Source organism: Tenuibacillus multivorans, assembly GCF_900103915.1.
Taxonomy (GTDB): Bacteria; Bacillota; Bacilli; order Bacillales; family Alkalibacillaceae; genus Tenuibacillus; species Tenuibacillus multivorans.
This window is the reverse complement of sequence record NZ_FNIG01000011.1, coordinates 1-21,372: the sequence shown is the minus strand read 5'-3', so window position 1 is coordinate 21,372 and position 21,372 is coordinate 1. Positions and strand designations below refer to the sequence as shown.

General features: G+C 38.3%; 23 protein-coding genes, 1 rRNA gene and 2 other annotated features. All 24 genes read right to left on the bottom strand.

Going from position 1 to position 21,372, the window contains the following annotated elements:
* Window positions 1-31: 31 nt before the first annotated feature.
* Window positions 32-652 (bottom strand): class I SAM-dependent methyltransferase, encoded by a 621-nt coding sequence (locus tag BLP77_RS13715; RefSeq protein ID WP_093857698.1) that lies wholly within the window; start codon window positions 650-652, stop codon window positions 32-34.
* Window positions 653-792: 140 nt separating this feature from the next.
* A complete protein-coding gene (rplL, locus tag BLP77_RS13710) occupies window positions 793-1,158 on the bottom strand; it encodes a 50S ribosomal protein L7/L12 (RefSeq protein WP_093857697.1) in 366 nt (121 codons plus the stop codon).
* Window positions 1,159-1,205: 47 nt separating this feature from the next.
* Window positions 1,206-1,706, bottom strand: a complete 501-nt coding sequence (rplJ, locus tag BLP77_RS13705; RefSeq protein WP_093857696.1) for a 50S ribosomal protein L10 — start codon at window positions 1,704-1,706, stop codon at window positions 1,206-1,208.
* Window positions 1,707-1,754: 48 nt separating this feature from the next.
* Window positions 1,755-1,906, bottom strand: a sequence feature (ribosomal protein L10 leader region).
* 57 nt (window positions 1,907-1,963) lie between these two features.
* Entirely contained in the window at window positions 1,964-2,656 is a 693-nt protein-coding gene (gene rplA / locus BLP77_RS13700) for a 50S ribosomal protein L1 (RefSeq protein ID WP_093857695.1), read from the bottom strand.
* Between the two features lie 208 nt (window positions 2,657-2,864).
* Complete coding sequence (gene rplK / locus BLP77_RS13695; RefSeq protein ID WP_093857694.1) at window positions 2,865-3,290, bottom strand: 50S ribosomal protein L11; 426 nt, start codon at window positions 3,288-3,290, stop codon at window positions 2,865-2,867.
* Window positions 3,291-3,431: 141 nt separating this feature from the next.
* Complete coding sequence (nusG, locus tag BLP77_RS13690; protein ID WP_093857693.1) at window positions 3,432-3,965, bottom strand: transcription termination/antitermination protein NusG; 534 nt, start codon at window positions 3,963-3,965, stop codon at window positions 3,432-3,434.
* Window positions 3,966-4,111: 146 nt separating this feature from the next.
* Complete coding sequence (secE, locus tag BLP77_RS13685) at window positions 4,112-4,279, bottom strand: preprotein translocase subunit SecE (protein ID WP_093857692.1); 168 nt, start codon at window positions 4,277-4,279, stop codon at window positions 4,112-4,114.
* A gap of 32 nt (window positions 4,280-4,311) precedes the next feature.
* Complete coding sequence (rpmG, locus tag BLP77_RS13680) at window positions 4,312-4,458, bottom strand: 50S ribosomal protein L33 (RefSeq protein ID WP_093857691.1); 147 nt, start codon at window positions 4,456-4,458, stop codon at window positions 4,312-4,314.
* A gap of 68 nt (window positions 4,459-4,526) precedes the next feature.
* Window positions 4,527-5,174, bottom strand: coding sequence for an RNA polymerase sporulation sigma factor SigH (gene sigH, locus BLP77_RS13675; RefSeq protein ID WP_371859605.1), 648 nt, complete (start codon window positions 5,172-5,174; stop codon window positions 4,527-4,529).
* A gap of 81 nt (window positions 5,175-5,255) precedes the next feature.
* Window positions 5,256-5,765: an NYN domain-containing protein gene (locus BLP77_RS13670; protein WP_093857689.1), complete on the bottom strand. Its 510-nt coding sequence runs from the start codon at window positions 5,763-5,765 to the stop codon at window positions 5,256-5,258.
* A 6-nt stretch (window positions 5,766-5,771) separates the two neighbouring features.
* Window positions 5,772-6,509 (bottom strand): 23S rRNA (guanosine(2251)-2'-O)-methyltransferase RlmB, encoded by a 738-nt coding sequence (rlmB, locus tag BLP77_RS13665; protein WP_093857688.1) that lies wholly within the window; start codon window positions 6,507-6,509, stop codon window positions 5,772-5,774.
* A gap of 4 nt (window positions 6,510-6,513) precedes the next feature.
* Window positions 6,514-6,912 (bottom strand): Mini-ribonuclease 3, encoded by a 399-nt coding sequence (locus BLP77_RS13660; protein WP_093857687.1) that lies wholly within the window; start codon window positions 6,910-6,912, stop codon window positions 6,514-6,516.
* A complete protein-coding gene (cysS, locus tag BLP77_RS13655) occupies window positions 6,909-8,306 on the bottom strand; it encodes a cysteine--tRNA ligase (protein ID WP_093857686.1) in 1,398 nt (465 codons plus the stop codon). Before cysS ends, BLP77_RS13660 begins: the two co-directional genes overlap by 4 nt.
* Window positions 8,287-8,961 (bottom strand): serine O-acetyltransferase, encoded by a 675-nt coding sequence (gene cysE / locus BLP77_RS13650; protein WP_093857685.1) that lies wholly within the window; start codon window positions 8,959-8,961, stop codon window positions 8,287-8,289. Before cysE ends, cysS begins: the two co-directional genes overlap by 20 nt.
* A gap of 324 nt (window positions 8,962-9,285) precedes the next feature.
* Window positions 9,286-9,499, bottom strand: a binding site (T-box leader).
* Between the two features lie 39 nt (window positions 9,500-9,538).
* Window positions 9,539-11,014, bottom strand: a complete 1,476-nt coding sequence (gltX, locus tag BLP77_RS13645) for a glutamate--tRNA ligase (RefSeq protein WP_093857684.1) — start codon at window positions 11,012-11,014, stop codon at window positions 9,539-9,541.
* Between the two features lie 51 nt (window positions 11,015-11,065).
* Window positions 11,066-12,253, bottom strand: coding sequence for a 2-C-methyl-D-erythritol 2,4-cyclodiphosphate synthase (gene ispF / locus BLP77_RS16200; protein WP_093857683.1), 1,188 nt, complete (start codon window positions 12,251-12,253; stop codon window positions 11,066-11,068).
* 126 nt (window positions 12,254-12,379) lie between these two features.
* The gene (locus BLP77_RS13635; RefSeq protein ID WP_093857682.1) at window positions 12,380-13,468 is read right to left on the bottom strand and encodes a PIN/TRAM domain-containing protein; all 1,089 of its coding nucleotides are present in this window, start codon (window positions 13,466-13,468) and stop codon (window positions 12,380-12,382) included.
* A gap of 196 nt (window positions 13,469-13,664) precedes the next feature.
* The gene (gene radA / locus BLP77_RS13630; protein ID WP_093857681.1) at window positions 13,665-15,038 is read right to left on the bottom strand and encodes a DNA repair protein RadA; all 1,374 of its coding nucleotides are present in this window, start codon (window positions 15,036-15,038) and stop codon (window positions 13,665-13,667) included.
* Window positions 15,039-15,533: 495 nt separating this feature from the next.
* The gene (gene clpC, locus BLP77_RS13625; RefSeq protein WP_093857680.1) at window positions 15,534-17,981 is read right to left on the bottom strand and encodes an ATP-dependent protease ATP-binding subunit ClpC; all 2,448 of its coding nucleotides are present in this window, start codon (window positions 17,979-17,981) and stop codon (window positions 15,534-15,536) included.
* An 18-nt stretch (window positions 17,982-17,999) separates the two neighbouring features.
* Window positions 18,000-19,064, bottom strand: a complete 1,065-nt coding sequence (gene mcsB, locus BLP77_RS13620) for a protein-arginine kinase McsB (RefSeq protein ID WP_093857679.1) — start codon at window positions 19,062-19,064, stop codon at window positions 18,000-18,002.
* The gene (mcsA, locus tag BLP77_RS13615) at window positions 19,064-19,600 is read right to left on the bottom strand and encodes a protein-arginine kinase activator protein McsA (protein WP_093857678.1); all 537 of its coding nucleotides are present in this window, start codon (window positions 19,598-19,600) and stop codon (window positions 19,064-19,066) included. The genes mcsB and mcsA overlap by 1 nt, the downstream gene beginning before the upstream one ends.
* Window positions 19,601-19,615: 15 nt before the next feature.
* Window positions 19,616-20,080 carry a CtsR family transcriptional regulator gene (locus BLP77_RS13610; RefSeq protein WP_093857677.1) on the bottom strand — a complete coding sequence of 155 codons (465 nt, stop codon included), beginning with the start codon at window positions 20,078-20,080 and terminating at the stop codon, window positions 19,616-19,618.
* 205 nt (window positions 20,081-20,285) lie between these two features.
* Window positions 20,286-20,978 carry an MgtC/SapB family protein gene (locus tag BLP77_RS13605; protein WP_093857676.1) on the bottom strand — a complete coding sequence of 231 codons (693 nt, stop codon included), beginning with the start codon at window positions 20,976-20,978 and terminating at the stop codon, window positions 20,286-20,288.
* Window positions 20,979-21,279: 301 nt separating this feature from the next.
* A 5S ribosomal RNA gene (gene rrf / locus BLP77_RS13600) occupies window positions 21,280-21,372 on the bottom strand; the annotation flags it as partial.

The window sequence follows — 21,372 nt, the reverse complement described above, 5'->3', positions numbered from 1 at the left end:
TTAACGTATATATTGGCATTTTTTAATATTATCACACGGGTATACCCGAGTCAAACTTTTTACCACGCAAAATAAAATAACCTTTATCACGTTTAATGACATCCACATTCCCAAACACTTTTTTAATTTTTTCTTTTAAAGAAGGGGCACCTTGTTTCTTCTGAACAACTACCCAAAACTCACCTTCATGAACCAATACATCATAGCTATCTTCCACGATTTGGTGTACTAGTGCTTTACCCGCCCTAAATGGTGGATTAGTAATAACCGTTGCAAACTGACGACCACGTATTTGTTTCAACCCATCACTTTGTACTACATCTACATTTGGTACCCTATTTACGGTTTGGTTTTCTTTTGCTAATCTTATAGCCCTCTCATTCACATCAATCATAACTATATGGCATTTAGGATACATTTTAGCTAATGTTAATCCGATAGGACCATAACCACATCCGACATCAAGTATATCTCCTAATGTTTCTGGTTGTTTAAAGTTGTTTAACAATGCTCTAGTTCCGTAATCAACTTGCTTTTTTGAAAATACACCTTCATCTGTGTGGAAATCTAGTGTGATGGAATTGATTGCTTCTCGAAAATGTGAAGGGTTACTTTTACTAGTAGGTTTTTGTGAATAATAATGATCGCTCATTTAAGCCACCTCTTCAAAGGGAAGAATGATGTGGAAAGTGGACTGGAAAACAAAGGTTTCAATCATATTGGGTTTAAAGCCTGTGTTTTCACATTCCTAAAGAAACATAAGCTCGCTGAACAACAGCGAGCTTTATGATTTTATTTTAATTCGATTTTCGCGCCAACTTCTTCTAGTTTTTCTTTCATTTCTTCTGCTTCTTCTTTAGCAACACCTTCTTTGATTGTTTCTGGTGCGCCATCAACTAATTCTTTTGCATCTTTTAAGCCAAGGCCAGTGATTTCGCGAACGGCTTTAACAACTTTAATCTTAGAATCTCCTGCATCTTCAAGTACAACATCAAATTCAGATTTTTCTTCAGCAGCCTCGCCACCTGCAGCAGCACCTGCAGCCGCAACTGGAGCAGCAGCTGTTACGCCGAACTCTTCCTCAATAGCTTTTACTAAATCATTTAATTCTAATACAGACATTTCTTTAATCGCATCAATAATTTGTTCTTTAGTCATGATAATATCCTCCTCATTAATTTTTTGTATCCGACTATGACGCTGTTTTACGCGCCTTCTTCTTCTTTTTGATCCGCAACTGCTTGTGTAACATATGCAAAGTCGCGAACTGGTGCTTGTAATACGCTTAGTAGCATAGAAACAAGTCCTTCGTATGAAGGTAGTTCTGCAAGTTCCTTAACTTGTTCAAGCGTTGCAATTTCACCTTCAATGACGCCACCTTTAATTTCTAGAGCGTCGTGCTCTTTAGCAAAATTACCTATTACTTTTGCTGGAGCAACTGCATCCTCTTCACAGAAAGCGATAGCTGTAGGACCGACTAGTAATTCGTTTAATCCTTCAAAACCTGCTTTCTCTGTTGCGAAGCGTGTCATGGTGTTTTTATAAACTTTAAAGTCAACACCTGCTTCACGTAATTGTTGACGAAGTTCAGTTACTTCATCCACATTAAGACCGCGATAGTCTACAAGAACTGTTGTTTTACTGTTTTCTAGTTTTTGTGCAATTTCGTCTACTTGTTGTTTTTTCAGTTCAAGTACATTGCTCATTGTTCCACCTCCTAGTCGTTGGTTGATCCCGATCATACCGCGCTGTGCATACCTATTAAAAAATGCCTCCATGTAGACATGGAGGCATAAATATTCATCATCGCACACAGTAGTACGATTCATTCGTATTTAGCACACCTCGGCAGGAAAGGTTTAAGCATTTCTGCTCCTGCTGTCTACGGTATTTCGTTAGTCATTTTATTTTCAACAAACGTAATTATATAAAATGGATAGTTGTTTGTCAACCTTTTTATAAATTACATATAAGATGAAACATCAACTTTAATTCCAGGTCCCATCGTAGAAGAAACAGATACGTTTCTCATATAAGTACCTTTTGATGATTGTGGTTTAGCTTTAACTAAAGTTTCGGTAATCGCGTCAAAGTTTTCTACTAATTTTTGATCATCAAACGAAACTTTACCAATTGGAACATGAATGTTTCCGGCTTTATCAACACGGTATTCTACTTTACCCGCTTTAATTTCCTGGACAGCTTTTTCAACTTCAAATGTTACTGTACCAGTTTTAGGGTTAGGCATTAAACCTTTAGGTCCTAACACACGACCTAGTTTACCTACCTGAGCCATCATGTCTGGAGTAGCAACTACAACATCAAATTCGAACCAACCTTGGTTGATTTTGTTGATGTATTCTTCATCACCTACGTAGTCTGCTCCCGCTTCTTCAGCTTCTTTAGCTTTATCCCCTTTTGCAAAAACTAAAACGCGTTGTGTTTTACCTGTACCGTGTGGTAAAACCATTGCTCCACGAATTTGTTGATCTGCTTTTTTAGGGTCTACACCTAGACGAAAAGCAGCTTCTACTGTTTCATCAAATTTTGCTGTTGAAGCTTTTTTCATAACTTCAACTGCTTCACTAATACCATAAGCTTTAGAACGATCGATTAGTTTTAAAGCTTCTTGATAATTTTTACCTTTCTTTGCCATTGTAAATCCTCCTCATTGTGGTTTTAACGGATTGACCTCCCACTCTAAAGAACACTCGCAATATAGCGAGTCTTTAGGCGAAGACAGAGGCGTAGTTGTCATGATTATGCTAATGATATCTTCATACACTACGACGAGTTCGCCTCTACGCGTAATAAAGGTTGCGATTAAATCGCAACCTACATTCGCAATATAAATGTAGCTAGGATTAGTCTTCGACGTTAATACCCATGCTACGTGCAGTACCTTCAACCATACGCATTGCTGCATCAACATCAGCAGCGTTTAAATCAGGCATTTTAGTTTCTGCGATTTCACGTACTTTATCACGTTTAACCGTAGCCACCTTATTACGGTTTGGCTCACCGGAACCTGATTCAATACCAGCTGCTTGTTTAAGTAACACTGCAGCAGGTGGGGTTTTGGTTACGAATGTAAATGAACGGTCTTCATAAACCGTAATTTCAACCGGAATAATTGTACCTGCTTGATCTTGTGTTTTGGCGTTAAATTCTTTACAGAATCCCATGATGTTAATACCAGCTTGACCTAATGCAGGACCAACTGGTGGTGCTGGGTTCGCCTTACCTGCAGGGATTTGAAGTTTAACTATATCAACTGCTTTTTTAGCCACGAGACACACCTCCTTAAAGTCCGTGATGTGGTAATTGGGGAACTACTCCCCTCCCACTCAACATTTCATGATGAATCTTATTCAGACCATAAGAAACATAAAAAATTCTAGCATATATCTGCTAAGAAATGCAAGTGTATTTTACAACTTTTCTATCTGGGTGAAGTCTAATTCAACCGGTGTTTCTCGACCGAACATATTAACATGGACTTTAACCTTCTGTTTATCCATATCAATATTTTCAATCGTACCGGTAAAGTTAGCAAATGGCCCATCCGTTACGCTGACAGATTCTTTAACTTCAAAGTCAAAGTCCTGAACCTCATCTTTAACACCCATACGCTTCAAGATTCGTTCAGCTTCATCAGGTAATAACGGAGTTGGCTTAGATCCAGAACCAGACGAACCTACAAATCCTGTAACACCTGGTGTATTGCGAACAACGAACCAAGAGTCATCCGTCATAATCATTTCCGTTATGACATAACCAGGAAAAACTTTTTTCATAGATGTTTTTCTTTTGCCGTTTTTAATTTCTGTTTCTTCTTCTTCAGGGACAATAACACGGAAAATTTTATCTTCCATTCCCATTGATTCAATACGTTTCTCAAGGTTTAGTCTAACTTTATTTTCATAACCCGAGTACGTGTGCACGACATACCAATTCTTCTCCATTATGATAGGTTTTTAACCTTCCCTCCTAGATTTCAAATTTAAAGCAGGCGTTCCGTTTTTTGGATAAATTAAAAAACCCGGCAAATGCGGGTTTTTTCTCCTTTTTTATTATATCACAATTTTATTTTATATAATCAAAAGATAAATTACAACAGTTCTAGTAGTTGTGTTATACCTAAATCAACCACGGTAAAATAGACCGCTACGAAAATGACTGTCAATAATACGATAACTGTATATCGAGTTAGCTCATTGCTTTTTGGCCAACTAACTTTCTGCATTTCTCGTCTAACATCTTTTAAAAATTTTATCACTGCATGTCCCCCTTAAACACCAGAGCAATCATCTATTTCGTTTCACGATGTAGCGTGTGCTGGGCACATCGTTTGCAATATTTCTTCACTTCGATTCGTTCTGAGCTTAGTTGCTTCTTTTCGGTTGTATAATTTCGTCCATTACAAACCGTACATGCTAGCACCACTTTTTTGCGCATGACAGACCTCTTCCTTCATTTATCACTTTCAATAATGTACCATGTTAAAAAAAGCGTGTCAATGGCAATTAATAGGTGAGCTCGCTAACTGATAGATGCCTCTCAAGCTTTCTTTTAACCCTTTGTAAAGCGTTATCAATCGATTTAACATGCCGATTCAATTGAAGCGAGATTTCTTGATAAGATTGTCCATCTAAATATAAGTGCAATACCTCACGCTCTAATTCACTAAGTAATTCGTCCATTTTATCTTCCATATCTACAAATTTCTCACGATTGATAAGGAGCTTCTCAGGGTCTGAAGTTTCATGTTCAGCAATCACATCTAATAACGTTCGATCTGATTCTTCGTCGTAAATCGGCTTGTCCAACGAAACGTAAGAATTAAGAGGAATATGTTTCTGTCTTGTTGCGGTTTTGATTGCTGTAATGATTTGCCTCGTGACACATAATTCGGCAAAAGCTTTAAAAGACGATAGCTTTTCAGATTGGAAGTCTCGAATAGCCTTGTACAACCCAATCATGCCTTCTTGAACGATATCTTCACGATCTGCACCAATGAGAAAATATGTACGTGCTTTCGCTCGAACAAAGCTTCGATATTTATTAATGAGATAATCGAGCGCTTGGATGTCTCCTTCATGTACATACTTAACGATGGATTCATCGTCTAATTCTTGCCAGTCCTGCTTCTTCCTCTTACCAACGCTGTCCACATCCGATCCCTCCAAGCTGATAAACCATAAATATACAGTCATTATACAGGAATTGTGAATTTTCAGTCAACTGGTAATCAGTTACTCTCCTCCACGACGCCATTTCTCGAATGCTTTTAGCACATCTTCACTTAAAGGTATCTTGGATTTTGGCTGTAAAACTTGATGTGTTTTAACATCATTTTGGATATCATTTTCAATTTCTCTTACATCTAACAAAAGCTCTCGCGCTGATTTTCTGAGCGCACCTTTAGAAAAGATTGTCCACTGCTCTGTAAAGTCGGAAGTAGCAACATACACCTTTGTCTTGACGTTTTTAACCTCGTTAACAAGCTTTTCAATACGTTCATCTGCTGTTTCATTTTCCTTTGTAAAAATAACCTCAACTCGATGTTTCGTGCCTTTTTTCTCTGTTCCTTTAACCCCATAAGCATCAAACACAATGATGACCCGATAACCTGTATAGGCTTGGTATTCAGCTAACATTTCAATTAATCGGTTTCTAGCTTCCTCCAATCGGTAATCTTTTAACCCTTGTAACTCCGGCCAATCTCCAATCATATTATATCCATCCACAATCAGCACAATCATTGATAATCACCTTATCGGAAAACGGTTACGGTAAACTTCATACATCATTAAGCTAGCAGACACAGAGGCGTTCAATGACGTTACGGAACCACGCATTGGTAGGTTGACCAGCCAATCGCAGTTCTTTAAAACTAATCGACTGATGCCTTTCCCTTCGCTACCGACCACTAATGCTAAGGGCATATCAAAGTCTATTTCACGGTAATCATGTTCTCCTTTAGCATCCGTTCCCACAATCCAAACCCCTTCATCCTTTAGGCGTTCAATGGTTTGATTCATGTTTGTTACCCGAACAACCGGAACATACTCAATAGCACCAGTTGATGCTTTTGCAACTGTTTGTGTTAGCTGTACAGACCTTCGTTTAGGAATAATAATACCATGAGCACCAACTGCATCTGCTGTTCGCATGATTGATCCAAGATTACGCGGGTCTTCTAATTCATCTAATAATATAAAGAAAGGATCCTCTTCTTGTTTTTTTGCTTTGGCAAAGAGGTCGTCAATTGTTGCATAAGTATAAGCTGCTACAGATGCCACTACGCCTTGATGATGTTCTCCAAGTTGGTCTAGTTTACGTTTGGGGACTTTTTGAATCAACACTTTATTCTGCTTAGCCAATTTTACAATGGGGGACTGTACGCGCTGTTCCATGGATTCTAAAATAAGTATTTTATTGATTGGGCGTTTTGACTTCAGCGCTTCAATAACTGGGTTTTTCCCCGTAATCCAATCTTCCGACATCACACTAACTCCTTTCTTCTAAATCTTGTATCGCCTGGGTTACCAAGTAATCTAAACGATCCATATCTTCTTTTAAATATAAAAAGCCAAGTAGTGCTTCAAATGCTGTGCTTAAACGGTAGGTCTGACCATCCGTATTTTTCGGGATATTTGACTTGGCATTTCTGCCTCTTCTAACAACCGATTGCTCTTCAGTTGTTAGTAGATCATCATCAAGCCAATTTGATAAAACATGGGCTTGAGCATCCGCTGAGACAAATGACACAGCCTGACTGTGTAGTATTTGCGGTTTGACCTCACCTTTTTGGATCAAATATTCACGAATATATTTTTCATAGACAGCATCCCCCATATAAGCGAGGGCTAAACTTTTCATTTGTTTAACATCATTTGTACGTGTCATGCTCTTTTCCATCTCGTTCCTTGTGGCGTATCTTCTAAAATAATACCTTTAGCTTTTAATTCATCACGGATTTCATCTGCACGCTTGAAATTTCGGTCCTTCCGAGCTTGAATACGTTCTTCAATTAAGTGTTCAATATCCTCATCTAATAGTTCAACCGATTGTAAGGAGAATCCTAATACGGTTGACATTTCATCAAATAATTCCGAGAACCGATTAATAACTCCCGTTGATGTTTGTTTTTGCTGGGTATATCGATTGGCTTCCTTCGCTAATTCAAACATGACTGAAATAGCGTTAGCCGTATTAAAATCATCATTCATGTTATGGATAAAGCGCTGTTTTAGGTCGGCTAACATGTCATGCCATTCAGCATCATCATTCGTTAGATTAAGGCTTGCCGTTTTCCGATGTTGTAAGTTTTGATAGGCTGTTTTCAAGCGATCAAAACTATTTTTAGCTTCGGCTAGTAGTTCATCACTAAAGTTAATGGGATTACGGTAGTGAACACTTAACATAAAGAAACGAACGACATTAGGATCATGCTTTTCAACTAACTCATGCACTAAAATAAAATTCCCAAGTGATTTTGACATTTTCTCGTTATTGATTTGAATATATCCATTATGAAGCCAGTAATTCGCAAACGTTTGTTCATTATGGCACTCAGATTGAGCGATTTCATTTTCATGGTGTGGAAAGGTTAAATCCTGGCCACCGGCATGAATATCAATAGTTCCGCCTAAATACTTCCTAGCCATAGCAGAGCATTCAATATGCCAGCCAGGTCGACCTTTACCCCACGGACTATCCCATGCAATTTCTCCAGGTTTAGCTTGCTTCCATAAAGCAAAATCTAATGGATCATCCTTCTTTTCACCAACTTGAATTCGTGCGCCAGATCGCAGTTCATCAATCGATTGATGAGATAGCTTACCATATTCATCAAACGAACGTGTATGGAAATAAACGTCTCCATCCGCTTCATACGCGACATCTTTTTCAATTAATGTTTCAATAAAAGCGATAATATCATCCATCGATTCCGTTACACGTGGATGATGAACAGCTTCACGCACATTTAATTTAGCCACATCTTCTTTATAGGCCTTAATAAAACGATCTGCAAGCACCGGCACTTCTTCTTTCATTTCGTTAGATGCTTTAATTAATTTATCATCTACATCTGTAAAGTTTAATACGTATTCAACATCATACCCACTGTACTCTAAATATCGACGCACCGTATCAAATACTATGGCGGGTCGCGCATTCCCAACATGAATATAATTGTATACAGTTGGTCCGCAGACATACATTTTGATTTTTCCTTCTTCAATCGTTTGGAACGTTTCCTTCTGGCGAGTTAGCGTATTATAAAGCTTGATTGTCATCTTTCCCCTGCACTCCTTTCATCATCTCCAATTCTTTCTGTAAGGCGACAATTTGTTCTTCAAGACGGTCACATTTATCAGCGACTGGGTCAGGTAACTTATGGTGATTTAAATCCTTTTTAACCTTAACGCCGTTTTGTACGACGACGCGTCCAGGTATCCCAACAACCGTCGAGTGATCTGGAACATCTTTTAGTACAACCGAACCAGCACCGACCTTTGCCCACTCACCAATTGTGATCGAACCGAGCACTTTTGCTCCCGCAGCCACTAGGACATTATCTTGAACAGTTGGGTGACGCTTACCTTTTTCCTTACCTGTTCCACCTAATGTAACACCTTGATAAATCGTCACATTATCACCTATTTCACACGTCTCACCAACGACAACACCCATTCCATGGTCAATGAAAAAGCGTTTTCCGATTTTCGCACCTGGGTGAATTTCAATCCCGGTGAAAAACCGACTGACTTGTGAAATGACTCTTGCGATAAAATAAAGTTTACGTTTATGAAAAGCGTGTGCGATACGGTGAGCCCATACAGCATGAACACCTGAATAAGTCAGCATAACTTCAAAACGGTTCCGCGCAGCTGGGTCTTGACCGAACACCACATCAACGTCTTCTTTGAGTAATTTTAAAAATTTAATCATGAATCTAAATCCCCCTTCCATCATGATTTTTGTTAATATATTATGATCCTGAAGGAAGTTTCCGCTATTATAAAGGTTGTTTTCTAAAAGATTGTTGTTTTTATAGATAATTTGGTATGGAATAGATCCTACAAGCAGTTGAAATACACGAAGACTCCAGCGGGAAAAGCAACAGCTGAAGCCCCCCCACAGTGAGCGATAGCTCACGAGGAGGCTGAAGCGTTGACCGCGGAAAGCGAAGTGTATTTCAACTGCGGTGGTTATAGCAACACTTTGCGAAAACAACCATTATATAAAAAAAAAGCGTCTCTGCCTAATCACTTAGACAGAGACGCTTGATGGCGCGGTTCCACTCTGTTTAGGGGCTACATACCCCTCACTTCATGTTCTTAACGGGAACAACCCGCTTCACCATACTATTCTTCTGGTGAAGACTCAGAGGCGCATTTCAAAAACCTACCTAAAAGCTGCTCTCAGCACAACAGCTTTCTCTGTGATTAGGTCAAGCTTTTTACTTCTTCCTCATCAACGTTTTAAATCTAATTATATTGCTATTATATACGATAAATGAAATATGTTACGAGGATTTTAACTCGCCGACAATTTTATTTAACCGATTCATGACTGTACGTTGCCCTAATAGATGAATCGCATTCGGTAATTCTGGGCCATGCTGTTGCCCTGTAACAGCCACACGAATCGGCATAAATAGTTTTTTACCTTTATTGCCTGTCGTTTTCTGTGTTGCTTTAATGGCTGCTTTGATATTTTCAGGTGTAAACTCCTCCATTTGACCGATTTCAATTTGGAAATGGCTTAGCATATTTGGCACATGCTCCTGGTTTAAAACGTCCATTTCACCTTCGCCATAATCAATATCTTCTTTAAAGAACAATTCAGTCAGTTCGACGATTTCAGCACCGTAGTTTAGTTGATCCTTATACAGGGCGATTAGCTCTTCAACCCATTCACGATCTTCACCTGAAACATTTTCATCGACTTTACCCGCTTCGATGAGGTGAGGTAGAGCTAAATCAATCACCCGTTCAAGTGAGCTTGATTTAATATATTGATTGTTCATCCACTTCAGCTTATGAGCATCAAATACAGCTGGTGACGTCGATAGACGCTCTGGGTCAAAGATTTCAGTAAATTCTTCTCTCGTAAACAATTCTTCTTCACCTTTTGGCGACCAACCTAATAGTGTAATAAAGTTAAATAATGCTTCAGGTAAGTAACCTAGGTCTTTATATTGTTCGATGAATTGAATAATTGATTCATCACGTTTACTTAACTTTTTACGTTCCTCATTAACAATTAAAGTCATATGCGCAAATGTTGGTACTTCCCAATCAAATGCACGATAAATCATCATTTGTTTAGGTGTGTTAGAAATATGATCTTCACCACGTAAGACGTGCGTGATTTTCATTAAGTGATCGTCAACCGCAACAGCAAAGTTATACGTCGGTGTACCATCTTTTTTCAAAATGACCCAATCTCCAAAATCACTAGATTCGAAAGTGATTTTGCCTTTAACGATATCATGGAATACATAGGTTTCATTAACTGGTACACGGAAGCGAATACTCGGTTTACGCCCTTCCGCTTCAAATTGTTTGATTTGCTCCTCGGTTAAATCACGATGGGCTCCAGAATACTTTGGAACTTGACCTTTTTCTCGTTGCTCTTCGCGTTCTGCTTCAAGTTCTTCCTCCGTCATGTAGCATTTATATGCCAACCCTCGGTCCATGAGTTCATCGACATATTTCTTATAAATATCTAAACGCTCCATTTGACGGTACGGTCCATAATCACCGCCAACATCGATACTTTCATCCCAGTCAATGCCTAACCACTTCAAATAGGTTAACTGGCCAATGTCTCCACCTTCTACATTACGCTTTTGATCTGTATCTTCAATACGGATGATAAACTTACCATTCGTACTTCTTGCAAATAAGTAGTTAAAAAGTGCTGTTCTGGCATTTCCGATATGCAAATGGCCTGTTGGGCTCGGAGCATAACGTACACGCACATTTTGCTCAGTCATAATCTTTTACTCCTTTCCGTTCTTCCTAACCCGTCTATTATTGTACACAAATCAACGCTTTCGTTGTAATAAAATGTTTGCTTGTGCGGCGATGCCTTCTTTTCGCCCAGGAAATCCTAACGTTTCCGTCGTCGTAGCTTTGACATTCACACTAGTTTCTTGAGCCTTAAGAAGCTTAGCGATGGTTTGTCGCATGTCACCAATATACGGAGACATCTTAGGTGCTTGTGCTATGATTGTACAATCGACATTACCTAATTCATAGCCTTCACCTTCAACTTTTTCCCATACTTCACTTAATAATTTCTTTGAATCCAAATCTTTAAAAGCTGGATCCGTGTCTGGAAAGTGCTTTCCAATATCTCCTTCACCTATAGCTCCTAATGCTGCATCCGCAATCGTATGTAATAAGACATCTGCATCCGAATGACCGAGTAATCCCTTTTTATGAGGGATTTCAACCCCACCTATAATACACGGTCTTCCTTCTACAAGCTGATGTACATCAAACCCTTGTCCTACTCGAAACAACGAAAGCTCCTCCTTTAACTGCTTTGACCTATTTATTTGTAGCATATTTTCTGCCTTTTGTATATCCTCTGGATTCGTTATTTTAAAATTTTCATCATGACCTTTTACTACAACTGCTGATTGATCGAGATACTCCAATAACGCCACATCATCTGTCGCATATAACTGATGTGCTTCAGCATAATCATGTGCTTGTTTGATCAAGTCATACGTAAAAGCTTGTGGCGTCTGTGCAGCAACTAACTTATCACGGTTGAGCGTATGAATTGTTCCGTCATCTTCTACCTTTTTAATGGTATCTGTTACAGGTATACCTAAAAAGGCTGCACCATGCTCTTCCGTCACTTCATATAAACGATGCAGTTCATCTATTGTAACAAAAGGACGCGCTCCGTCATGAACGAATGTAATTAATTCTTTGTCTATTTCTTTCACACCATTTCGAACACTATCCTGGCGTTCCTTACCACCTTTTACGAATGGTTTAATTTTCTTATAAGGTTGCTTAGCTATAACTCGCTCCATCCATTCCATCTCATCAGGATGAACCACGATGTAAATGGATTGACACCAATCATCATTTTCAAACACTTGTAATGTATGTTCAATTAATGTTTGATGACCAATTTTAAGCAGTTGTTTATTTTTCCCCGCCTTCATCCGCCGACCTTGACCAGCGGCTAGTACAATCACTTGGTATGCTGACATCATTTCCTCCTCAAATCAACCTTAAGCTTTATATTGTTTCGTTTTATTATAAAAGTAAAGGGCTGACACGCACCAATTTATTTTTAATCTAACAAATGGTTAGCGTCAACCCTTTTCTTTGAATCATTATTGTGCTTTTTCTAACGCTTTAGGTTTTGCAAATATCATCCGTCCTGCCGATGTTTGTAAAACACTTGTTACGATGACATCAATCGTGTCACCGATGAAGCCTTTACCCTCTTCAACGACAATCATCGTACCATCATCTAAATATGCAACACCTTGTTTTTCTTCTTTACCTGCCTTAATAACCTGAACGCCCATTTCTTCACCCGGTAAAACAATTGGTTTAACTGCATTTGCTAAATCGTTAATATTTAAAACTGTGACATTTTGAAATTCCGAAACCTTATTCAAATTATAATCATTCGTAACAAGTACACCGTCCAACAATTTCGTTAATTTTACCAGCTTACTATCGACCTCATGAATGTCTTCAAAGTCACCTTCATAAATCTGTACATCGACAAAGGAATCCTTCTGTAGCCGATTCAAAATATCTAACCCTCTACGACCACGGTTACGCTTTAATACATCTGACGAATCGGCAATATGTTGTAATTCCTCTAAAACAAAATGCGGAATAACAATGGTGCCCTCTAAAAACTTCGTATCACAAATATCCGCAATACGCCCATCTATAATAACACTTGTATCGAGGATTTTAGGTTTTAATGAAGACTCCGTCACATTTTCTTTTTCCTCTTTCATTTTGGCTTCTTTTTTTGACATCGTCATAAGATTAATAAATTCATTCCGACGTTTAAAGCCAACCTGAAAACCAAGATAAGAGAGAATCACGACCACAAAAATAGGTAAAACATCTGATACAACCGGTAATCTCGTATCTTGTAAATAAATATTAACTAAATAAGCCATAATGAGCCCAACAATAAGTCCTAAACTTCCAAATAATAAATCAGCAACTGGTGCTTTTACTAGTTTTTCCTCTGTCATCTTCAGAAAATCAACAATATAATCGGCTATCCATAACGAAAGAATATAAAGTATAATTGCACCTAACGTCATTCCCAAATATGGATATAACCATTCAGGATTTCCAATATTCCATATATCTAAGAGCTTAGGAAAGTATAGGTACCCAATCGTTCCACCAGCAATTATAAAAATAAATTGTAAAATTCTTTTAATCAAACTTTATCACCTCCTAAAACTATTTTTACCAAATTTCCTTTCGTCCATAACTTTTGAAAATAATATCTTACTAAATTTTAACATGGGTGTTTATGCTCGTCAAAATAAATAATCAATTAGTTTAACACTATACCATTTATATGTCAATTGTATTACAAATAATAATAATTTTAATTATTCATAAAATAGACACACTTCATTCCAATGCAACCTTTAATGCGTCCTGTACGGATTCAACACCGACTAACTCTACACCATCCGGCGCCTGGAAGCCGCCTAGATTATTACTCGGTATAACGATACGCTTAAATCCTAATTTACTCGCCTCTAGGACACGCTGATCGATACGAGATACACGCCTAACTTCCCCAGTTAAGCCTACTTCTCCGATAAATACATCATCAGGTCGTGTCGCTTGATCTCGGAAGCTTGAGGCGATACTTATCGCTACTGCTAAGTCAATGGCTGGTTCATCAAGTTTGACACCACCAGCGACTTTGACATAGGCATCCTGATTTTGTAAGAGTAAACCTGCTCGCTTTTCTAAAACGGCCATGAGTAACGGTACACGATTATGATCAAGACCCGTTGCCATCCGGCGCGAATTACCAAATTGGGTAGGCGAGATTAACGCTTGTATTTCTACTAACATTGGCCGTGTTCCTTCCATGGAAGCGACCACAGTTGATCCCGCTACACCTTGAGAACGTTCTTCCAAAAATATTTCAGACGGATTACTGACTTCAACGAGTCCCATTTCTTTCATTTCAAAAATACCCATTTCATGTGTGCTTCCAAATCGGTTTTTAACACTTCGAACAATTCGGAAGGTATGGTGACGTTCGCCTTCAAAATATAAAACGGTATCCACCATATGCTCAAGTAGTCGTGGTCCAGCTATAGCGCCTTCTTTGGTAACATGTCCAACAATAAAAATAGGAATGCCCTTCGTCTTAGCCAATTTCATTAATGTGCCTGTACATTCTCGAACCTGTGAAACAGAACCAGGCGCAGATGTGACGGCCTCGTGATATACCGTTTGAATGGAGTCAATCACCACAAATGAAGGATCCATTTCTTCTACAGCATCAATTATGTCATCGATATTGGTTTCAGACATGATGTATAATTGATCATCACCAATATCTAAACGATCTGCTCTAAGCTTAGTTTGCTTTTCGGATTCCTCACCGGAAATATATAAAACTTCTAGTTGTTTTGTAGCCAATTGTGATGAAACTTGCAATAGCAAAGTTGATTTACCTATACCCGGATCTCCTCCGATTAAAACAAGTGATCCTGGGACAATACCACCACCTAATACACGATTAAACTCTTCCATGCTCGTTGTTATTCGCTTTTCCTCCTGAGATGTGATTTTATTGATGGAGCTTGGCTTTTTTTTCCGGTTAGTAGTAACAGAACCTAATGAATTCTTATTCGACTTCGCTGGGCGGATTTTTTCCTCAACCATAGTATTCCACTGTTGGCAGGCTGGACATTTACCCATCCATTTTGGTGATTCATAACCGCATTCTTGACAAAAATATACGACCTTTGTTTTAGCCATTTGTTTCTTCTCCCTTTCTTTTATCTTATGTAAATCTGTTTTCGCAAGTTTTTTGCTATAACAATCGCAGTAGAAATACACTTCGCTTTCACCCTAAACGGCACAAGTGCGACATCTACTCCTGCTCACTTTGGTTCGCATTCGTAGTGTCTTCTTTGCCGCGGACAACGCTTCAGCCTCCGACGTACAGGAAGTACTAGTGCCGGTGGTGCCACAGGACGTGGCGTATACCACAGGCCGACGTACAGGAAGTACTAGTGTCGATGACGTCACAAATGCTACTTGCGTTACAACCTTGCGTAAGTTTGCGCCGAGTAACCGCAGGCGCAGGACGTGCCAGTTTTAGCCGACCAGGAGTCTCCGTGTACTTCTACTGCTTGTTGAGGGCTAATCCATCAATATTATCTTTTAGAAACAACAATCTTTTTGAAAACAACCTATGTAAAAAAAATAAAGCAGTCGGAAAACTTCTACCGACTGCTTGAGTTTATAACCTTAAGATGTTTCTAATTGTTTTACAGAAGTAGTATAGAAGTCACCGTCGTCATTGACATCAATTTCTACAGTTTGCCCTGTTTTTAAATTACCTTTTAATACTTCTTCTGACAAGAAATCTTCTACATTTTTTTGAATAGAACGGCGTAATGGACGAGCACCATACTCTAAGTCCATACCTTCATTTGCGATTTTTTCAATCACTTTTTCCGTTAACGTAAATGAGATTTCATTATCTTCTAAGCGATCTTGAAGTTGTTTAATCATGAGACGAACAATCTCCTGAATGTGTTTTTCCTCAAGAGAGTGGAACACAATTGTTTCGTCAAGACGGTTTAAGAATTCAGGACGGAATGCCTTTCTTAATTCCTCCATAATTTTAGATTTCATTTGAGAATAATCCTTTTGATCATCATCCAAGCTAAAACCGACATATTTTTGACGACGTAATTCATGAGCGCCAACGTTGGATGTCATGATTAAAACCGTATTCCGGAAGTCAACAACTCTACCTTTAGCATCTGTTAGACGTCCGTCTTCAAGCACTTGTAATAGAATATTAAAGACCTCAGGATGGGCTTTCTCAATTTCATCTAATAGGATAACGGAATAAGGTTTTGTACGAACTTTTTCTGTTAGCTGACCCCCTTCGTCATAGCCAACATATCCTGGAGGTGAACCTACAAGACGGGAAGTCGAGTGTTTTTCCATATATTCGGACATGTCAATGCGAATCATCGCATCTTCATCACCAAACATTGAATCAGCTAAGGCGCGTGCCAACTCGGTTTTACCAACACCCGTAGGGCCTAAGAAGATGAAAGAACCAATTGGTCGCTTCGGATCTTTTAGTCCAGCACGTGCTCGGCGAATTGCTTTAGAAACCGCATTAACTGCTTCTTCTTGCCCAATAACACGATCATGCAGCTTTTCTTCTAAGTTTAACAAACGCTCGGTCTCATCTTTAGCAAGCTTAGAAACTGGTACACCCGTCCAGGTAGAGACAACGTTTGTAATATCATCAATCGTGACTTCTGAGCTTTCTTGACCTTGTTTTTCTTTCCATTGATCTTTTGTTTTTTCAAGCTCATCTTTTAATTTCTGTTCTTTATCACGTAATGAAGCGGCTGTTTCAAATTCTTGGCTTTGAACGGCTGCATCTTTTTCTTTTTTCACTTCATCAAGCTTTTGTTCTAATTCTTTTAGATTAGGCGGTGCTGTATAATTACGTAAGCGGACACGTGATCCCGCTTCATCGATTAAGTCAATCGCTTTATCCGGTAAGAAACGATCCGTAATATAACGGTCAGATAATCTAACAGCACTTTCAATGGATTCATCAGAAATCGTAACACGGTGGTGCGCCTCATAGCGATCACGTAACCCTGTTAAAATTTTGACTGACTCTTCTGGTGTTGGTTCATCAACTTGAATCGGTTGGAAACGACGTTCAAGTGCTGCATCCTTTTCAATATATTTTCGATATTCGTCAAGCGTTGTTGCACCGATACATTGCAGGTCACCACGTGCTAAAGCTGGTTTTAAAATATTGGATGCGTCAATAGCACCTTCAGCACCACCCGCACCGATTAAGGTGTGTAGCTCGTCGATAAATAATATAATATTACGCGCTTGACGGATTTCTTCCATCACTTTTTTCAAGCGATCTTCAAACTCACCACGATATTTTGTACCTGCAACAACAGTACCCATATCTAATGTCATCACGCGTTTATCACGTAAAATCTCTGGTATTTCATTATTAACGATTTGCTGTGCTAACCCTTCAGCAATCGCCGTTTTACCGACCCCTGGTTCACCAATTAGAACTGGGTTGTTTTTGCGACGACGGCTTAACACTTGAATAACACGCTCAATTTCTTTACTTCGACCGATGACTGGGTCAATTCCACCATCACGTGCCACAGCTGTTAAATCACTGGCAAGTGAATCTAATGTAGGCGTATGTGCGTTATTCGCTTGCTTTTGCCCACGCTGACTTGATGTCGATTCATTACTGCCAAGTAATTGCAGTACTTGTTGACGCGCTTTATTAAGGCTTACACCTAAATTATTAAAGACGCGCGCTGCGACACCTTCACCTTCACGGATTAGTCCGAGTAATATATGCTCAGTACCGACATATGAATGGCTAAGCTTACGAGCCTCATCCATGGACAGTTCAATTACTTTTTTAGCGCGTGGTGTATAATGAATCGTCTGAGGCGTATGATTTCCTCTTCCGATTAATTGTTCAACTTCTTGTTGAATTTGATCAGCAGTCACATTAAGCGATTGTAATGCTTTAGCGGCAATACCTTCGCCCTCTTTTACTAAACCTAATAAAATATGTTCTGTTCCAATGTTATTATGACCTAAACGTATGGCCTCTTCCTGTGAAAGAGCCAATACTTTTTGTGCTCGCTCAGTAAATCTTCCAAACATCATATGGATGACCTCCTTTAATTAGTGTTCTAGTTGAAGTCTTTCTCTAATTAAATTTGCTCGAAAGACATCACGTTCATTTGGTGCTAATTGTTTTTTCGCATATTGTTGTAAAAATGCTGGCTGAGTTAACACCATTAACTCATTTAAAATTGTTTTAGGGACATTTTTAATCATCCCCATATCAATCCCTAAACGAACATCAGATAGACATTTTGCTGCTTCTTTGGATTGTATGACTCGACTATTGGCTAAAATGCCATAAGACCGAAAAATTCTATCTTCTAACTGTATACCCAACTGTTCCATAATCCATTCACGTGCACGCCGTTCACTTTCAATAACTTGTTTAACAACGCTTTTTAAATCTTCAACAATATCCTCTTCTGACTTTCCTAAGGTCATTTGATTTGAGACTTGATATAACTGGCCTAAAGCCTCGCTACCTTCACCATAAATGCCTCTTACGACTAAACCTAACTTATTAATTTCCGGAATGAGATTGTTCATTTGGTTTGTCATTGATAAGGCTGGCAAATGCATCATTACGGATGCACGAAGGCCCGTTCCAACGTTAGTTGGGCAGCTTGTTAAATAACCTCTTTTTTCATCAAAAGCATAACGTGTACGATTTTCAAACCAATCATCAAGTTGCTCGGCCTTTTCTAATGCCTTCGTTAATTCGAAACCGGGAAAATAAAGTTGAATTCTTAAATGATCTTCCTCATTAACCATGACAGAAGCCTGCTCATTTTTTGAAATCAATACAGCGCCTGTTTGTTCATTCTCAGCTAAGTTTGGGCTGATTAAATGCTTTTCAACCAAACCACGTTTTTCAATTGGCTTTAAATCACTCATCTTAACGAGCTGAAACTGTTTAAAATCCTGAAACGTTTGTTGATTAAATTCTTGATCTATAAATTGTAAAACTTTTTCCATAGCTGCCGTATCCCCACTAGTTGGAAACGGCACCTGTTCAAAATTCCTTGCTAAACGAATACGACTGCTTAATACAATGTCATTATCGATTCCTTCTGTATTTAACCAAGGGCTTAGCGCATCATTAATAAAATTTTGTAATGTCATTATGCTTCACCGCCCTTATCTTGATTGATCTCTTCTTTCAATTTACGAATTTGATCTCTAACTTGTGCGGCTTCTTCAAATGCCTCATCTCGAACAAGTTGGTTAAGTTTCCCTTGCAACTGATCTAATTCTCGTTGTTTATGCAAATTACCTCCAATTCGCTTTGGAATTTTTCCGACATGGTTCGTGTTCCCACCATGCACGCGTTTAAATATCGGATCTAAGTATGATTCAAATGCTTGGTAGCATTTACTACATCCGAATTTACCACGTTGTCGGAATTCCTGATAAGTCGTACCACAACGATCACATCTTAACGATTCCTGTGTTTGTACCTTTTGTTGATGGTTCATCGTTTGATCAAAAGGAAACATATTAGTTAACATTTGATGAATTGAAAAATGATCTTCATTAAAATTCATATACCCTTCCTGCTCTGCACATTGTTCACATAGGTGGACTTCCGTTTTCTCGCTATTAATTACTTGGGTATAATGAATTGTCGCCTCATTTTCATGACAACGTTGACATTTCATTTTTCCACCCCTCCATTAATTATGAATTTTAATCGTCATTAAAAACTCCTTAAAAATCTTTGCACGAAGTTGGTCGCGTAACGGTAAAGGAATCGATAAAATGTCCCGATGTACAATTTTGGACATTAACCTAGCTTCACGCTCCGTTATGATGTTCTCCTCTAATAAGCGTTCAATATAATCTAAGCTAGCTTGCTGCGTTAAATGCTCGCCACTTAACAATAATATTTCATCAACCAGCTCAATCTTAGACTTTGGCTTAATACGCATAATACGTATGTAGCCGCCACCACCACGCTTACTTTCAACTATATATCCTTTTTCCACAGTAAAACGCGTGTTAATCACATAATTAATTTGAGATGGAACACATTCGAAACGATTAGCAATTTCACTTCTTTTAATTTCAATGACATCACTATTGCTTGATTGAATGACTTGCTTTAAATATGCTTCAATGATATCGGAAATGTTTCGCAATCGCCCACCCCCCTTTATAGTCTTTCGCCATAAAGATTAGCGATTTTTACTCGTCAAAGATTACCTTTTGACTTTGACTATCTTTGACTATATTTATATTATACTCACTTTTTATTTTGTTGCAAAACAAAAAGCTTAAAACACTATTATATAAAATCATAAAATTAAAAGGCCTTTATGCACCTTTCGCACAAAAGCCTTTAATTTAACGTTCATATACATATGTCACATTCTCTAACTTACTGATTTCATCTAAAATATCATTTCGATTAAATTCCTGATTCTTTTCCAGTTCAATATATACATTACGTTGGTCTTTGCTTTCACTCTCTATTTCAAAACGATTGATTAATAGTGCGTGTTCATCAAAGATATTTAAAACCTTAGCTATATGAACATCCTTACTTACGATCAAATGGAGAACGTTTTCTGATTTACCTCTTGTAAAAATTCTTTCCCAGGAATTTAAGAATATTAAACTTAGTAAAACAACAACTGTCACTAATATAGCTAAAGAATACATACCTGCTCCAATGACTAATCCGATGCCAGCCACTGTCCAAATGGAGGCAGCTGTTGTTAGTCCTCGAATTGTCATACCATGAACCATAATAGTCCCTGCACCTAAGAAACCTATTCCACTAATGACATAGGAAGGGATCCTAGCTGGGTCAAAGCGTATGGTATCAAACTTTGTAATATATTCTTCAAACCCGTAAATAGATAAAAGCATCATTAAACAGGATCCAACACCAACTAATATATGCGTACGAAAACCAGCCGAATGATTCTTAATCTCTCTTTCAAATCCAATGAGTCCACATAATAAAGTTGCTAATAATACTCTCACGAGCATAACATCAAAATCATGACCCAAAAACTCATATAACTGTTCCATTTTTTACACTCCTCTCTTTTACATCTTTTTCTCCTCTAAAAATAAATATAATAGTCATTTTATTTTTAATAAACGAACGTATGACTGTAAAATTATCTTTAATTTTCATCAAAAAGTATAATGTTTTTTATTATACCAAACGTAACTAAAATGCGAAACGGATCAACATAATGTGTGATTTTCTAAAGAAACGCTGGCTTATTGTTAAATCTTAATCTTTTAACGACTTTAAAAAGGTAAAGAAATAAATCTTTTTGAACACAAAAAAACCAAGAAGATATTCCTCCTTGGCTTTAATATTGCCCGGCAGCGTCCTACTCTCACAGGGGAAACACCCCAATTACCATCGGCGCTAGAGAGCTTAACTGCTGTGTTCGGCATGGGAACAGGTGTG

Excerpts from the sequence above, each read along its gene's own strand:
- rplJ (WP_093857696.1), bottom strand. The coding sequence starts at position 1,706 with ATGAGCAATGTACTTGAACTGAAAAAACAACAAGTAGACGAAATTGCA.
- rplL (WP_093857697.1), bottom strand. The coding sequence starts at position 1,158 with ATGACTAAAGAACAAATTATTGATGCGATTAAAGAAATGTCTGTATTA.
- BLP77_RS13660 (WP_093857687.1), bottom strand. The coding sequence starts at position 6,912 with ATGACACGTACAAATGATGTTAAACAAATGAAAAGTTTAGCCCTCGCT.
- rlmB (WP_093857688.1), bottom strand. The coding sequence starts at position 6,509 with ATGTCGGAAGATTGGATTACGGGGAAAAACCCAGTTATTGAAGCGCTG.
- BLP77_RS13605 (WP_093857676.1), bottom strand. The coding sequence starts at position 20,978 with ATGGAACAGTTATATGAGTTTTTGGGTCATGATTTTGATGTTATGCTC.
- gltX (WP_093857684.1), bottom strand. The coding sequence starts at position 11,014 with ATGACTGAGCAAAATGTGCGTGTACGTTATGCTCCGAGCCCAACAGGC.
- ispF (WP_093857683.1), bottom strand. The coding sequence starts at position 12,253 with ATGTCAGCATACCAAGTGATTGTACTAGCCGCTGGTCAAGGTCGGCGG.
- rplA (WP_093857695.1), bottom strand. The coding sequence starts at position 2,656 with ATGGCAAAGAAAGGTAAAAATTATCAAGAAGCTTTAAAACTAATCGAT.
- BLP77_RS13715 (WP_093857698.1), bottom strand. The coding sequence starts at position 652 with ATGAGCGATCATTATTATTCACAAAAACCTACTAGTAAAAGTAACCCT.
- radA (WP_093857681.1), bottom strand. The coding sequence starts at position 15,038 with ATGGCTAAAACAAAGGTCGTATATTTTTGTCAAGAATGCGGTTATGAA.
- cysE (WP_093857685.1), bottom strand. The coding sequence starts at position 8,961 with ATGATTAAATTTTTAAAATTACTCAAAGAAGACGTTGATGTGGTGTTC.
- nusG (WP_093857693.1), bottom strand. The coding sequence starts at position 3,965 with ATGGAGAAGAATTGGTATGTCGTGCACACGTACTCGGGTTATGAAAAT.
- mcsB (WP_093857679.1), bottom strand. The coding sequence starts at position 19,064 with ATGACATTACAAAATTTTATTAATGATGCGCTAAGCCCTTGGTTAAAT.
- BLP77_RS13670 (WP_093857689.1), bottom strand. The coding sequence starts at position 5,765 with ATGATTGTGCTGATTGTGGATGGATATAATATGATTGGAGATTGGCCG.
- mcsA (WP_093857678.1), bottom strand. The coding sequence starts at position 19,600 with ATGAAATGTCAACGTTGTCATGAAAATGAGGCGACAATTCATTATACC.
- cysS (WP_093857686.1), bottom strand. The coding sequence starts at position 8,306 with ATGACAATCAAGCTTTATAATACGCTAACTCGCCAGAAGGAAACGTTC.
- clpC (WP_093857680.1), bottom strand. The coding sequence starts at position 17,981 with ATGATGTTTGGAAGATTTACTGAGCGAGCACAAAAAGTATTGGCTCTT.
- rpmG (WP_093857691.1), bottom strand. The coding sequence starts at position 4,458 with ATGCGCAAAAAAGTGGTGCTAGCATGTACGGTTTGTAATGGACGAAAT.